Source organism: Lacrimispora xylanolytica, from assembly GCF_026723765.1.
GTDB lineage: Bacteria > Bacillota > Clostridia > Lachnospirales > Lachnospiraceae > Lacrimispora > Lacrimispora xylanolytica.
In genome coordinates this window covers 1395700-1409435 of sequence record NZ_CP113524.1, presented here as the reverse complement: position 1 = coordinate 1409435, position 13736 = coordinate 1395700, and the positions used below count along the sequence as shown (strand labels likewise).

Here is a 13736-nt window from a genome sequence, read left to right as displayed (position 1 = left end):
CAGTTCCCTCTTTTCTGTCTCATCAATCTGTAGGTTCATCAATTTCTTCCGTCATATCATTCACTGCGTTTTCCATTTGATCAATAAATCGGTTCCACAATTTAATCAGCTGTTCCATATCTTCTATTCCCATGCCTTCCACGACTCTTCCTACCATCAGATTCACCTTTTCCAGACACTGCTTCCTTACTGAATATCCTTTTTCCGTAAGCATGACACAGATGTTTCTTCTGTTGTCAGGATCAATCTCCCTGGATATCAGTCCTCGCTTTTCCAGAGAATTCAAAGTCCGTGATGCTGAGGATAAGACAATATCCATTTTTTTAGCCAGTGCCGATACATAGATGCCTTTGTGTTCCTTATCTCCGTTTGTCGCTTCATAAATCTGCTGAATCGCAAACAGCTCAAGGCGGGTTAGCCCCTGGGACAGCAGGATTTTATCAACCTTTCTCCCTTTGCCCATCATAACTGCCAGTTGGGTTTTTACTTTTTTTATGTACTTCTCTTTTTCATCCATTAAAAATTTTTATCCCCTTTTAATTATTAACATCGTTAACATTTATCAACGTTCATGATTTTACTCTTCTCTAGTTCCTGTGTCAATAAATATTTTTTTCCTTTTTTTATTTATAGCGTCAGTATTAAAAATTGTTTTTGACACTCCAACTCCGCCACCTCTCTTTAGATGGTCGTTCTCTCCTTGACTTCCTCTTTCAGGCTGTGGCAATTTGGTCCTTCTCGTGTTCTATAACATAAACAAATCCAAAAACTTTTCCCCGACTTTATCTGCTTGGTTTACACGTTTGGACAGCCTTGCCTCTTTTAAATGAATGAATCGTATGTCTTAGCTCGTCTTTTAACAAAACCGAAATTATATATACCATAAAGATAAAAATAGGTTCTACTTTTATGCCATAACTTATAGTGGCGCTCAGGCAAAACTATATCCAAATCCTACGGAAGGAATGACTGCAAAACTTGTATGGAACATGACAGACTTTAATTTACTAGATATGTATTACATCTTTATCAAAAATGACGACCTTGATGATTACAAATTTGAAGAAGGCCTTTATGTTTTTAATGACATCGTCAGAAGTACTTTCCTGTAATCGGGTAGGAGGTAGATAATTATTTTATCTACCGACCTCCCACACCACCTAGCATACCGTTCGGTACTAGGCGGTTCCTTAGTTTTCATAAACTATTGAATAATAGTCAAGCATGGAGGTATATCCCAGCTTGGCTATTATTTTATTTGAAAAGATTTGGTTTAGCACCTTGGCCATTCTCCAATAACCTTTTCTGCTACATGCAAGTTCCTTGGCTCTCCAATGTTCACAGCCTAATGCTTTGAGCATTCTGTATTTCGTCTTGATTTTCTTCCACTGTTTCCAGTAGACTGCCCTTATTCTTCGTCTTGCCCACTTATCTATCACTTTGAGAAGTGCTTTTATGTCTGCAAGTTTGAAGTAGTTCACCCAACCTCTCACAAACTGTTGATACTTTTCTTCTCTTTGCGCATTGCTCATGCCATTTTTTCTGTCTGTCAGTTCTCTGATTTTATTTTTCATCTTCTCCACTGACTTCGGGTGTACTCTTAATCTGCATTTTCCCTTGTGTCTGTAAAAGCTGTATCCAAGGTATTTTACCTTGCTGATATGAGCCACTTCTGTTTTCTTCCGATTCACTTTAAGAAATAATTTTCCTTCGATGTATGGGAGTATGTTTTCTAAGGTTCTTTCTGCACTTTTTCTGCTTTTACAGAAAATCATACAGTCATCCGCATAGCGGACGAATCTGTGTCCTCTGCGTTCCAGTTCCTTGTCCAACTCATTCAGCATGACATTGCTAAGCAACGGACTAAGTGGTCCACCTTGGGGCATTCCCACTTCTGTACGTTCAAATATCCCCTTTGCCATAACTCCCGCATTGAGATATTTATGTATTAACGAAATCAGCCTGCCATCTTTGATGGTTCTTGACAATACCTCTATCAGCTTACTCTGGCACACCGTGTCAAAGAACTTTTCCAAGTCCATATCTACCACGTATCCATAGCCGTCATTTACATTCTTTTGGCACTGTTTGAGCGCATCATGTGCTCCTCTTTTGGGGCGGAATCCAAAACTGTTATCTGAGAATCTCTCTTCGTAGATTGGAGTCAGTTCCTGGGTGATTGCCTGCTGTATCACTCGGTCAACTACCGTAGGAACACCAAGTCTTCTTACTTCGCCTTTTGTTTCTTTGGGTATTTCTACCCGTCGAACTGGATTGGGTTTATATTTCCCTGTCCTTATCTCTTGGATTAGAGTGTCTTGGTTTTCTCTTAAGTAGGGTAGAAGTTCATCTACCTGCATTCCATCAATTCCCCCTGCTCCCTTATTTGATTTCACTTGTTTATATGCCTTATTAAGGTTATCTTTCCGCAAAATCAAATCCAAAAGATTGTTCGTCCAATAGTCTGTGATGATACCGCTCTTTTCAGTAATCTTAGAGTAGTCGAACACTTCTGCATTCTCTTTCTGTTCTGCAGATACCATTTGCAGATAGTCTTCCATATGAAGTTGTCTGTTCTTAAATCTACCTTCAGTTACATTCATTGCTTGTATCTCCTAAAGTTCAGTCCTTCCCATTATGCTTGCAACCATCTTGGTACTATGACCTCTGCTGACTTCTTGCCATTCGTTATTACTACAAGTTTCATACTCTGTTTTCGCTTGCTGACAAGACCTCCCTTGGTACCACACATTTCTTTCTCTCCATCTATCTGCCACATTTACTACAGTTAATTCCGAGTAGTTATTGGACTTCAGTTTGTTGTGCAACTTTATCCTTAACCATAGCCTGATGTGGTTTCTGTTCGTCAGATCAGAGATTTGCCTCCACCTTCCTTCAGATTCCACCTCACGGTGGACACCCTTGGTCTTGGCTGTATCCTTCCCACTACTAGGGCGGATTAGGGACTTTCACCCATTAGAAACGTGCGCCGCAAGGCGCACACAAAAAAGGAGTACCATTTTTATAGTACTCCTTAGTTCTCAAAGTATATATAGTTATCTTAATCTCGCAAGTAATCTTTCGTATCCTGCTATGTCTGAGTATTGTTAATATCTCTCTGCGGATACAAGATTCGTTTGTTTTTAAGCACACCGATGAGGTGATGTCCCTTTTCTAAGGCAGCATGGATGATCTTTCTTAGACGTGACCAGCTATCACAATGCACATAGGAAGGGTGATGGGGATCTGGGACTTGGTGACCATACACACTTTTCCTATCGGTGTGTGAGAAATGAAACCCACACGCCTCTGTTACATTAACCATTGATTTAGATATTTCTCTTTGTTTGCTCCTTCTCCCACTGTCTGATTCATCATCGGTGCATGAATATATACAATATTAAAGTTAACCATAATAAAACCATCTGGATTACTTTTTTACAATATACGGAGCAGCAGGTATGCTATATTATCCATACCACCGTTGTACAGAAACGTTGGCTCTCTTCTGATTAACAGAGGCAGGAATTGCGCCATTTAAATATCATTCTTTTGGGCCAATCATTGTTTTAAGCTTACTTAACTGCTTTTTTAATCTTCATTTATCAGTAATACTTCCTTTTTAGAAGATATATTAGTTACTGTCATTGTTTTGGTTTATAGCTTGCTTCCTTAAATAAGGATGCTAGTACTGCTACTCTAGCATAAGATAAATCTCCAACAGCCCCATATACAGCAGTGGTTAATGATATATTCGAATAGCCTTCATATTCAACATTTTTTTCAATCTTCACCTTACTTTTCCAGTCTTCATAAAATATTGCTTTGTTAGAATCATCAAAACTAGTAACCTTAAATGTAAAATGTACACGCATATAACTAGGCCCATCCAAAAATACGATTGAAGGTTCTGCCTTTACAGTACCAACAATTTTAACTTTATTCTCTTTTGCTTCTTTAATATAATTAGCTACATCCTTATCCAGTGCAGCTGATTTATTCATCACAGAAGTCAATTTGTTTCCCCACTGTTCATCTAGTGTTGTATAGTCTACATTTACTATCTGATAAACGAATTGCTCTACATATTCAGCCCATTTATCAATGTCTTCCTTTTTATAGCCGTCTATATCTAAAAACTGAACTGGCGTTAGGTTTGAATTATAGCTCTTGTATTCGTGCTTCAAATCATATAACTCATTAGGCGCATCGGCTAATATATAAGGGAAATCCTTATAGTTTTCAGGCAAATTAGTTGTTCTAATTGCTCTTCCCCATGGATCTTTGGGTGCATTTTTTACTTGTTCTGCTGTTGATGATTCTTTATCGTCAATAGGGAGCTTTTCTCCTTGGCTTTCAACCGCCATTTTAGCCATTTCTTGACGTGTGATTGGCCCTGTCCATTGTTCAGCCTTATTCTCTCCAGATTTAACAATTCCTTTATTTTCTGCAACCGTAATATATGGGCTATACCACGCTTGAACTTGATCGGTAGAATTAACCGTTACTTTCTGTGATAAAATTAACATTTTTAAAAATTCAGCTTGAGTTTTAACACTCTCACTTGCTTCAGTGGTGGCTTGTTGATCTGTAACTGATTCTGCCAATGCCATCTGTGTTCCTGAACTGCTTAGAAGTAAAGAAACTATCATGATGGTTGATAAACTACGTTTTTTCATTTTAAACACTCCTGTTCTATTCTTTTTATCATTCTGATGAACCATATATAGGAAAATTCATAGCCAAATTGTTTATTGTGCTGATTTATGTAAATAATTATTATTTTTATAAATATTTTAAAAATGTACAAAAAAGATTAAACGCTGGTACTTTGTACTCTATATTCGACCTTTTATACCTGTATGATAATACATGGCTCGCATATAATATAAATCATTAGTATCATGGATGACACCATCTTGTCCATTATATTGAAATGACTGAGTTTTATTACTCTCAAGTTGCATTAATTCCCCATATATAGCCATATGTAACGTTTAACTAACTTGCATATCAAGTCTTTTATAAGCCAAACTTCCTGAACTTGTATCTACAGATAATTCTTTACTCTCCACTACTTTAACCGATGTTACCTTTCATAGACACATCACCAGTCCCCCATAAATTTAGTATATGTAAAATTATACCATATCATAATCGCTGGAGAAAGATGTTTAGACAATTTATTATATTATATAACAGTTATAGATGTATTCTAACTCAATACAGTCTTTCTTAAGTTCTTGATGTATTTTAGTGCCTTGCTTAATTACTTTCTCTATGAATCTCTTCATGTTATCTCCGTTGTTGTCAATCTCAAAGATAATTTTAAAATCAGTAATAATGAAAATACTACTTGACATAGTTTTCACCTCCTTACTTAATATTTTTATTGATATATAAATAAAAAACGCTTGTAACTAAGTCTATAATAGACTGTTACTAGCCTCTCAAATTATAATTAATTTAATTTGAATTATTTTACATATAAAATCAATTATAGTAATATATAATAATTACAATGTTATTTTAATAATACTTTTTCATATAGCTTAATTAGAAAAACAAGAAATGTACTATGGAGTAGTTTACTATAGCTATGATGAGCTGAAAAAAGCGATAGAGAAATGCATAAAGTATTTACAATGAACAAAGAATAAAACAGAAACTGGGCTGGATGAGTCCTGTTGAATACAGGCTCAGCCTATTGGCAGCATAAAGAAAAAGACGAAGTGGAAAAATCCACTCCGCCATAAAGTCTAACTTTTAGGGGTCACATCATTTTTTAGCTCCGTTTTTTGCTCATTTTTAGTTCAAAAGCCACAACATCTTGTGGTCTAACCCCTGCTTTTCTTGTCCAAACCACAATACGTCATCATTATCACCGCTTCAACTGTACTCTCTTTGTCCCAACTTATTTCACTCACTTCACTACCATTAAAGAATACTGGAAATCTAAACTTTATGTTCTTTAAGATACGACCATCTTCTAATTCTTCTGGATAAATTTCAATTTTCTCAACAAAACTCTTTATAAACTCCTGTTTTTCGTAAGCGCATAGTTTCGGGGTATGACTCATAAATAATTTCCGGATCCTATTGCTAGGATTCGGAAATGAAAGCATTTTACTCCATTTTGTTCTTGCAAAGTTCTTGGACTGTTTTATCCCAAGGCGCAAGTTTTGCTATCTCATCATCTGACATGCCCTTGCTGGGACGATTCTCTAGCAAGAACTTCAGATATTCATATAGATTTAAGTCATACGCCTTTGCCATCTCTATGATAGTGAGATAGAGCGAATTGGCTGTCGCTCCTTCCGGAGTGTCTGAAAAGAGCCAGTTTTTCCGGCCTATAGTTACTGGACGGATTGAATTTTCGCTAAGGTTGTTGCTTAAGCTGCACCGGCCATCTTCCAGATATGTCATAAGAAAGTCTCGACGGTTTTTAATATATGTGATTGCTTTCTTAAGTTTGGCATTATCTCCGGGATTGACTTGGTTTGCCCACGCCAAGAAGCCCTCAACGACTGGTCTTTGGTCTTTGAGGCGACGATTGCCTATCTGTTTGTATGAGAGTCCTTTTTCCTTATAGACCCGTTCATACTCGAACAACTTATTACAATACAAGACTCCCTGTACTGCCGGATGACTGTAATCCTTCTCATGGCCTTTTGGGATAGCCTCCAATAGATATCTCCTGATATGTGCAAAGCAACAACAACGCCTGGCTTCATTCACCTTGTTGTAGCCCTTGTATGCATCTGTCATTAGATAAAATCCAGGTTCCATACCCTTTAGGAATTGTTTGATATTTTCTCCTGCTCTTGTGGGCGTGTAATTATAGAGGACGATAGGATTTAATCCATCTTCACCAGTTCGGACAACCCATAAATAAGATTTTGTCTGTGCCCGCCGGTCTTCCTCTTTTAATACCTGGATTGGTGTCTCGTCCATCATAAGGAATCTGCGTTTTAGCAGTTCCCTATGAAAGTAATCATACAGCGGCGTTATATATTCAATGCCAACTATAATAATCCAGTGTGCCATAGATGTTCGTCCTATTGGAGCGTTCATCTGCTGGAAATCCTGCTCCTGACGATAAAGAGGGATGTACAATCCGTACTTTCGATAAATGATATATGCCAGCAGGGATTCTGAAACATAACTTCCGGGAATCAATGCAGGCGTTCCATTATCCTTTATAAACTGTGGCTCCTCCGTATCCTTGCACTCTGGACATGAATACGTGGTTGCCATGTATTCGATACGCTCCAGCTTTGGCGGAGTATAAACGATTTCGCTTCGGATCAGTTCTGTTCCAATCGGAATCATTTGGGTTCCACAGATTGGACATGTTTTTTCCTCTTTGGTCAGTGTATCTACATTTAGCTGTCTGGTTGGAATATCCTTAAATTGTTCTGCTAAAGTAGGTTTCTTTTTTCGAGATTTCTTTGGAGCGGGGATAACTTCCGGTTCGATTAGTTCCACCGGTTTTTCGTCCTCTGTAAGATTGTCAAAAAGGTTCAATTGACCTGCGACGTCATCCACGCGGCGTTCACTGGAAGCACCAAAATACTTCTGGCGAAACCAAGCCAGTTCAGACTTAAGATTATCATTTTCAGCCTGCTGTTTATTCAATGCTTCCGCAAGTGTTTTGATCGTAGTATTTAGTTGTGAAATCATATCTTTAAGCTCAATGAGCTGGATATCTTTACTACTGTTGGCCACGTTTTTGCTCCTTAGTTTACTATAAAAAGTATACCATAAAAAGAGCGAAAAAGCCAGTAAAATCAAGGGTTTCAGCCGGTTTTAAGAGCTTTTGGCTGCTCGATTTCAAGCCCCGTCATAAGCCAGTCGAATTGTTGCCAGGTAATATTTTTTGCCTCATTGCTATTTCTTGGCCATCGATACTTGCCTTGAACAACGTCAAGCCGTTTATAGAGAAGAACCATTCCATCAGGCTCTCGGAGCAGAACCTTGATTCGGTCACATCGTCTGCCACAGAATAGATAAATTGATCTGGCATCCGGTTCCGCTTTCAACTGGTCTAGAATGATGGCGTAGAGTCCATCTATGGACTTACGCATATCCGTATAGCCTGTAATGATATAGATGTTGATTGCTGTGGAAATATCACCTAGCACAACATAACACCTCCCATGCATTTGAGAGTAGTTTCGATCAGGTTTTTATCTGTGTTATTAAAGAAGCGGATTGTTGCATTGCCAATCAGAATTTCAACCGTAGGCAATTCTTTGGTAGCAAGATCCGGAACAATGCAAGTATTTTGCTCTACTTGCAAAGGAGCAGGCATTGATGCCGAATCCGGCATTAAGTTAACCTTTACCACTTCCTGCAAAGGAGCAGATGTTTTCTTTCCTTGATCATCTAACATGGGGATCACCATTCCACGCTTACGAAGTCTACTGATCCAGTTATAAAAGGTGCCTGGATTAATATCATTCATTTGGCACCATTGATAGTCGGAGAGGCCGCTTTGTCGGCACTCCATGATGAGCAGAAACTGCTCATCGGCAGAAATTCGTTTTGATCTCATAATTGCTAGTCTCCGAAATAGAGTAAAATGCTTGCATTCTCGCAAAGGCTTAGAGTAAAACGCTCGCATTTCCTGATAACAATTATAAAGAAAAACGGTGCAATTTAAAATCCACCCTTAGATTAGGCGCTTACTGTTTTTCAAAGTCTGTAAATTCATCATAAAACTGGTCGAACATTTTTAAAATGTTGTAAATGCCATCAGAATTAAGTCTATCTAACTTAACGTTCTGTATTCTTGTTTTAACCTCTTCCATCTCTATTTCAATAGAGTCTATCCTTTCATAGAATTTATTTAGACGTTCCTGCATGTCCTTATATTTTCTTTCATACGAAGAGTCCATAACATCTAGCCCATCAATTTGTTGTGCTAATTTATTTTTTGCCGTATTTTCTTGGCGATATGATTTTTTTAGAGTTTCTAAATTCTCTTCCAGTTGAGCAGTATCAATTTTAGAATTAATTTTATCTTTTATAGCATTCTCAAACTTTTCATTATGAACTAACTTAGTAATAATCTCAGCAACAGCATCATCTACTAAGTCTTGACTCCACTGCTTACTGTAATTACATTTATGACCACTTACACTCCTCCTATGCTTACAAGCATAGTAGAAGTAATCTCTATAATAAGTACCATCCTTTTTCTTCTTTCGATTTACATTACCATACATGGGCGCACCACAATTGGGACATTTTAGTATACCAGATAAAATATGTGCGTGTTCTAAACTGTACCTCTTTTCATGTTTAAAACCAGTTATTTTACGCTTTTCTTGTGCTGCTTGCCATATTTCTTCTGATACTATAGCCTCATGAATTCCATCATAAACAGGAAACTCTTTCTGCTTTACAATATGGAATTGATTTCGTTCACCTTGTATTTTCTCATTTTTTCTTCTTCCATAAGCTAGTTTTCCACAATAAACAGGATTATCTATAACAGCCTTTACAAAAGAAGCAGAAAAGGCATCAAGTGTACCATTTTGACGCTTTTTCTTTTTATAACCATTATTATTGAGATATGAAGCTACTGCATTTATACCCATGTTTGTAGATGTAAATTTATCGTAGATAACTTCTACAACTTTTACCTCATCTTTAGCTATTACTAGCTCTCCATTTTCCAGTTTATAACCATAAGGAGCAAAGCCCCCATTCCATTTACCTTCTCTAGCTTTCTGCTTACGTCCTTCCATAGTTTGAACTAAGATATTTTCACGCTCGATTTCTGAAACAGCAGATAAAACGGATATCATAAGTTTTCCACCGTCTTGGCTACTATCTATATTATCTGCAACTGAAATCAAATTAACTCCATAGTCTTGAATTATTTGAAGAGTGCCTAGAACATCTGCGGCATTACGTCCGAACCTTGAAAGTTTAAAAACTAACACAAAGTCAACTTTATCTTTTCCTTCTTTTATATCATTAATCATCCTCAAGAAATCAGGTCGTCCTTTTACATTTTTACCTGAGCCGACATCAGAATACTCATCCACAATAGTCATTTTCTTATATTGTGTATATTCTTTGATTTCTTCTTTTTGAGCGTCTAAACTGTACCCATCAACCTGCATTTCTGTTGAAACTCTTGTATATATGTAACACCTCTGATTCATCTATATCCACCCCCATTTAAACAGTAATTCTCTGTCCCAACTATTATAACGGATTTTATGTGAAATATATATATAAATTTAGAAAAAACCCTTTTAGGGTTTTTTCTAAATTTATGATGCTATTTTATTTCTATCTTGTTCTGTTTCCTGACCATACTTTTCTATCATTCTTGCCATAAAATCTACGCAGCGCTCAAAAGATGCATCTTTTTTTTCTTTGAAATTATTTTGATTAGTTACTTCCTTTTTTCCCATAGCGTATCTCTCCTTAAATTTGATTTACGCTATGTAATAGAAAGACGTTCTGACTCAAGTCTAAGCGCTAAACTACCAATGATTGAGGCTCTAAGTAGACGATTGGTTGACTAAATGATTTCGCATACAGCCCTTTAACCATCAAGTAGTCCAAATTAATAACAGGTGGCGAATTATCTCTAAAAAGGATAACTGCCACCTGCTCTTGGTAGTTCAAATTAATAATTATGATTAGTTTTTACCCCACTTTAGAGATACCAGTTTTCTATTCTCCATCATAAACACTTCAGGATATTTGAATATTTCCAAATACTTGCTGGCCAATTCATCTGTAAGACCTTCAAAATCTTCGCTATCAGGTCTTGCTAAACAGATAAAGAAAGAACCAGCTATGATTTCATATAAATCCCCATTGTCATCAGCAAGTCCTCTGTTTAGCTCCAAACTATTTATTTTTCCTTCCTCATTACATATAATTGCTACAGGGTCAGAAAAAGGATATATCGCCTCGATATAACCGCCTACGACTTTTTGCATTGACTTCAGTCCTGAATCTATATTCCTGATTTCTGCCACTTTGTTTGGCTCTACATAAACCACCTTCATTTTTTATCTCTCCTGTACAGATACTTTTATCCACCAATTCTAAATCTCCCTTGGTTTGCTCTGGCTCAGCTTAAACCACCCATTTCATATCTAACCCTAAGCCCTAGCCTTAAATCCTTTGGAAACCCCTTAGGTTAGTTCTGGACATTAGTAACTCCATAACTCTGACAACCATAAATGGACAACATAATTTTTCTCTTTCATCCGATGTAACTACATCTGATTATTAAGAATCTCCAAACACAATGGGTCTATATCGCTTTCTTGAATTTTAGTAACCTTAAGCACCATTCGATCAATTCCAGCATCAACTATAGAATAATAATTGCCGTTAAAACAATACCCTGTACCGTCAAAAATAATATGAGGTATCTGCATGCAGCTTAAAACCTCGGATAAACTATCACAATTATCCGTGATAGGGAAAAAATCCCCAATATCATCAAATTCAAACTTTGGCTCATTTTCTTTCGCTGACTGGTCAACTTCATCATCTCCACAGTATAATTCACCAATTTCCTCGTCTGCATAGAGTTGATTATTTCGTTCACTTTTAATTACATTGTTTACCATCTCCTCCATATGAGATATTTGATATGCTATATCACTGGCTAGTTCCTGATCATCCAAGCTAAACCTTGTATAATCAAACACGAATCCCTTTTCTGTAATCTGATTTAATAATTCAGCACATAGAATTAAATCTCTACTATAGCTGTTCATATGGCTATTAACCATATTTTTGATAGCCACTTCAATTGTTTTCTGTTTCTCGATCATGTAATATACCTGCCTCTCTTAGTTCTTTCAATTTTCTACCCATAGCACATTGGCTTACGCCTTGCATTCTGGCCAAATCCTTGACCTTAACCCCTTCATTACGAAGCTTTACCAATTCAAGGTTAGTTAGATTTTTTCTCCCTGGGTCTACTCCACCAACCAATTCAATTAGAATCCTACAAATATGATTGGTCATTTCCAGTTCAGTGGCTATACCATCAAATCTTTCAAGGATAGAATCTAACCTGCCGCTTAAACTTGTGAATTCCTCTTTAGTCACAAGGTTTACGGCATCTTTTACCGCAGGTTCTTTTGGCTTTTTGCTTTGTTTCGTAACTTTCTTATTTTCTACTTCCATTTATCTGAATCACCTCCTTAAACCACAATAACGCTGATTTCGGAGGATTTCAACTCCCCCAAAATCAACCTTAAAGGAAGGTTTAGACATCTTTTTCAAAATGTTTGGAGCTATGCTTTTAGTTTTTAGAAAGTTGATTTTATTACCCCGCTTATAGTCCAGATACTAAAAATAATTTTTGAAAACAAACACCAAAAACAGCCTTAAAATCCATTGCGCTTGAATTTTAAGGCTGTTTTGAAGTTTTCTATGGTTAAGTACACATATTTACTTATCTGTTATTCGGTTTTCTCTATCTATTGAAAATAAAAATTGTAAATATTTGACATGACCTCTATTTTTATTTCTCTGGTTCAACATTGATATATGAAATTAATTTTGCACCATTTTCATCTTCCCAAAGGTTCAATATATCATGTATATCAAGGTTTTGCTGAATTACCATAGAAGTTATTTCTTCTAAAATTGGCAATAGGTTATTATGATTAAAGTCATATTCCTTCTTTAAACCTACTGATATCAAGTTATTATTCATATATGCCGCATAATGTCTTCCTATCTCTTGCACATCATTGGCATTTACTTTTCTACTTATAAACCCTCTCAGGTATAGTACATTTTTGTTTGGGTCTATGGTCATATAGGCTTTTTTTAAATAAAAGTCGATTTCTCTATTACTATTAAAAGTTATTTCCATTAATGAACCTCCTAAACTTTTCTATACTAATTATAAAGTAAAAGCCACATACAAATCAACATCAAGGTTTTTAAGGCTTCGTGATAGCACTAAATTAATGTAATTCTTTCTTATAGTGTTCTATATTTTTTCCATTCTATTTTGTTATTTTCCTGCTTTATATATATTGAGGGTAGGGAGTGAAGAATAGCCATAAAACCCAAAATGCTGGATCCTATGGCTACTCCGTTTTAATATCTTTCAACTGTTACCCTAGTGAATCTGTTTTCCCCGGATGTTTTTTCCCCTTGTATATATCTTCAGGCAACTGCCACCAGTTAATATCCATTATTAAACCAATCTTCCTTGCGCACATCAATTCCTTGCCTTAATTTGGCAATATCTCTATCTGTATATTGCTCCCGATATAGCCGATTTTTAATAGTCTTTTTATCGCAACCATAGCATTTGCCTATCTTGGTAAGACTATCGCCATCCAACAGTTTATCCATAATGTCATCAGCATTTATATTTTCCTTAAATGCAGGGTGTTTTTTCATTAACGTATCGTTGATCTTTTCAAGCTTATCAATCGTTTTTTGCATTTCATCTACAAACCAATTTAAACGCAATATTTCTTGCACTAAGTCCTCATACGACATTTCATTAAAAATATAATTTCCGTAGTACTCCATGTAATCCATGTTCTTAGCCTCCATTTTCTTAATCCCAACAAACTTTGGAAATTAATAAACCTTCAATTAAAGTCCTTTTCATTTTGTTGCATCACCAATTTATCCGAACTGTACTATATGAAGAATTTATCCTGCTTTCCTTTTTCATTGCCTTGCTTTTGACTGATTATAGAAACCAATTAAATACT

The 13736-nt window shown here is 36.3% G+C and carries 15 protein-coding genes; all 15 read right to left on the bottom strand.

Going from position 1 to position 13736, the window contains the following annotated elements:
* Positions 1-22 precede the first annotated feature (22 nt).
* Positions 23-517, bottom strand: a complete 495-nt coding sequence (locus OW255_RS06665; protein ID WP_024836703.1) for a MarR family winged helix-turn-helix transcriptional regulator — start codon at positions 515-517, stop codon at positions 23-25.
* Between the two features lie 673 nt (positions 518-1190).
* On the bottom strand, positions 1191-2603 hold the full coding sequence (gene ltrA, locus OW255_RS06660) for a group II intron reverse transcriptase/maturase (RefSeq protein WP_268116081.1): 1413 nt from the start codon (positions 2601-2603) through the stop codon (positions 1191-1193).
* Between the two features lie 1041 nt (positions 2604-3644).
* The gene (locus tag OW255_RS06655) at positions 3645-4679 is read right to left on the bottom strand and encodes a hypothetical protein (protein ID WP_268116080.1); all 1035 of its coding nucleotides are present in this window, start codon (positions 4677-4679) and stop codon (positions 3645-3647) included.
* Positions 4680-5186: 507 nt separating this feature from the next.
* Positions 5187-5363, bottom strand: a complete 177-nt coding sequence (locus tag OW255_RS06650) for a hypothetical protein (protein ID WP_268116079.1) — start codon at positions 5361-5363, stop codon at positions 5187-5189.
* Between the two features lie 474 nt (positions 5364-5837).
* Entirely contained in the window at positions 5838-6080 is a 243-nt protein-coding gene (locus OW255_RS06645) for a hypothetical protein (protein WP_268116077.1), read from the bottom strand.
* 46 nt (positions 6081-6126) lie between these two features.
* Entirely contained in the window at positions 6127-7728 is a 1602-nt protein-coding gene (tnpC, locus tag OW255_RS06640; protein ID WP_268115329.1) for an IS66 family transposase, read from the bottom strand.
* 71 nt (positions 7729-7799) lie between these two features.
* Positions 7800-8144 (bottom strand): IS66 family insertion sequence element accessory protein TnpB, encoded by a 345-nt coding sequence (gene tnpB / locus OW255_RS06635; protein ID WP_268115330.1) that lies wholly within the window; start codon positions 8142-8144, stop codon positions 7800-7802.
* A complete protein-coding gene (tnpA, locus tag OW255_RS06630) occupies positions 8138-8557 on the bottom strand; it encodes an IS66 family insertion sequence element accessory protein TnpA (protein ID WP_268115331.1) in 420 nt (139 codons plus the stop codon). The genes tnpB and tnpA overlap by 7 nt, the downstream gene beginning before the upstream one ends.
* 130 nt (positions 8558-8687) lie before the next feature.
* On the bottom strand, positions 8688-10178 hold the full coding sequence (locus tag OW255_RS06625; RefSeq protein ID WP_268116075.1) for a recombinase family protein: 1491 nt from the start codon (positions 10176-10178) through the stop codon (positions 8688-8690).
* A 111-nt stretch (positions 10179-10289) separates the two neighbouring features.
* Positions 10290-10433 carry a hypothetical protein gene (locus tag OW255_RS06620; RefSeq protein WP_162838566.1) on the bottom strand — a complete coding sequence of 48 codons (144 nt, stop codon included), beginning with the start codon at positions 10431-10433 and terminating at the stop codon, positions 10290-10292.
* A gap of 231 nt (positions 10434-10664) precedes the next feature.
* Positions 10665-11039 carry a DUF3846 domain-containing protein gene (locus tag OW255_RS06615; RefSeq protein ID WP_054875909.1) on the bottom strand — a complete coding sequence of 125 codons (375 nt, stop codon included), beginning with the start codon at positions 11037-11039 and terminating at the stop codon, positions 10665-10667.
* A 213-nt stretch (positions 11040-11252) separates the two neighbouring features.
* A complete protein-coding gene (locus tag OW255_RS06610) occupies positions 11253-11819 on the bottom strand; it encodes a hypothetical protein (RefSeq protein WP_054875908.1) in 567 nt (188 codons plus the stop codon).
* Positions 11794-12177: a hypothetical protein gene (locus OW255_RS06605; protein WP_054875907.1), complete on the bottom strand. Its 384-nt coding sequence runs from the start codon at positions 12175-12177 to the stop codon at positions 11794-11796. The genes OW255_RS06610 and OW255_RS06605 overlap by 26 nt, the downstream gene beginning before the upstream one ends.
* Positions 12178-12517: 340 nt before the next feature.
* Positions 12518-12874 (bottom strand): hypothetical protein, encoded by a 357-nt coding sequence (locus OW255_RS06600; protein ID WP_054875906.1) that lies wholly within the window; start codon positions 12872-12874, stop codon positions 12518-12520.
* Between the two features lie 317 nt (positions 12875-13191).
* Positions 13192-13557 (bottom strand): hypothetical protein, encoded by a 366-nt coding sequence (locus tag OW255_RS06595; protein WP_054875905.1) that lies wholly within the window; start codon positions 13555-13557, stop codon positions 13192-13194.
* Positions 13558-13736 lie beyond the last annotated feature (179 nt).

What these genes read in the sequence shown, in the direction of transcription:
- OW255_RS06665 (WP_024836703.1), bottom strand. Translation starts at nt 517, where the DNA reads ATGGATGAAAAAGAGAAGTACATAAAAAAAGTAAAAACCCAACTGGCA.
- ltrA (WP_268116081.1), bottom strand. Translation starts at nt 2,603, where the DNA reads ATGAATGTAACTGAAGGTAGATTTAAGAACAGACAACTTCATATGGAA.
- OW255_RS06655 (WP_268116080.1), bottom strand. Translation starts at nt 4,679, where the DNA reads ATGAAAAAACGTAGTTTATCAACCATCATGATAGTTTCTTTACTTCTA.
- OW255_RS06650 (WP_268116079.1), bottom strand. Translation starts at nt 5,363, where the DNA reads ATGTCAAGTAGTATTTTCATTATTACTGATTTTAAAATTATCTTTGAG.
- OW255_RS06645 (WP_268116077.1), bottom strand. Translation starts at nt 6,080, where the DNA reads ATGAGTCATACCCCGAAACTATGCGCTTACGAAAAACAGGAGTTTATA.
- tnpA (WP_268115331.1), bottom strand. Translation starts at nt 8,557, where the DNA reads ATGAGATCAAAACGAATTTCTGCCGATGAGCAGTTTCTGCTCATCATG.
- OW255_RS06625 (WP_268116075.1), bottom strand. Translation starts at nt 10,178, where the DNA reads ATGAATCAGAGGTGTTACATATATACAAGAGTTTCAACAGAAATGCAG.
- OW255_RS06620 (WP_162838566.1), bottom strand. Translation starts at nt 10,433, where the DNA reads ATGGGAAAAAAGGAAGTAACTAATCAAAATAATTTCAAAGAAAAAAAA.
- OW255_RS06615 (WP_054875909.1), bottom strand. Translation starts at nt 11,039, where the DNA reads ATGAAGGTGGTTTATGTAGAGCCAAACAAAGTGGCAGAAATCAGGAAT.
- OW255_RS06610 (WP_054875908.1), bottom strand. Translation starts at nt 11,819, where the DNA reads ATGATCGAGAAACAGAAAACAATTGAAGTGGCTATCAAAAATATGGTT.
- OW255_RS06605 (WP_054875907.1), bottom strand. Translation starts at nt 12,177, where the DNA reads ATGGAAGTAGAAAATAAGAAAGTTACGAAACAAAGCAAAAAGCCAAAA.
- OW255_RS06600 (WP_054875906.1), bottom strand. Translation starts at nt 12,874, where the DNA reads ATGGAAATAACTTTTAATAGTAATAGAGAAATCGACTTTTATTTAAAA.
- OW255_RS06595 (WP_054875905.1), bottom strand. Translation starts at nt 13,557, where the DNA reads ATGGATTACATGGAGTACTACGGAAATTATATTTTTAATGAAATGTCG.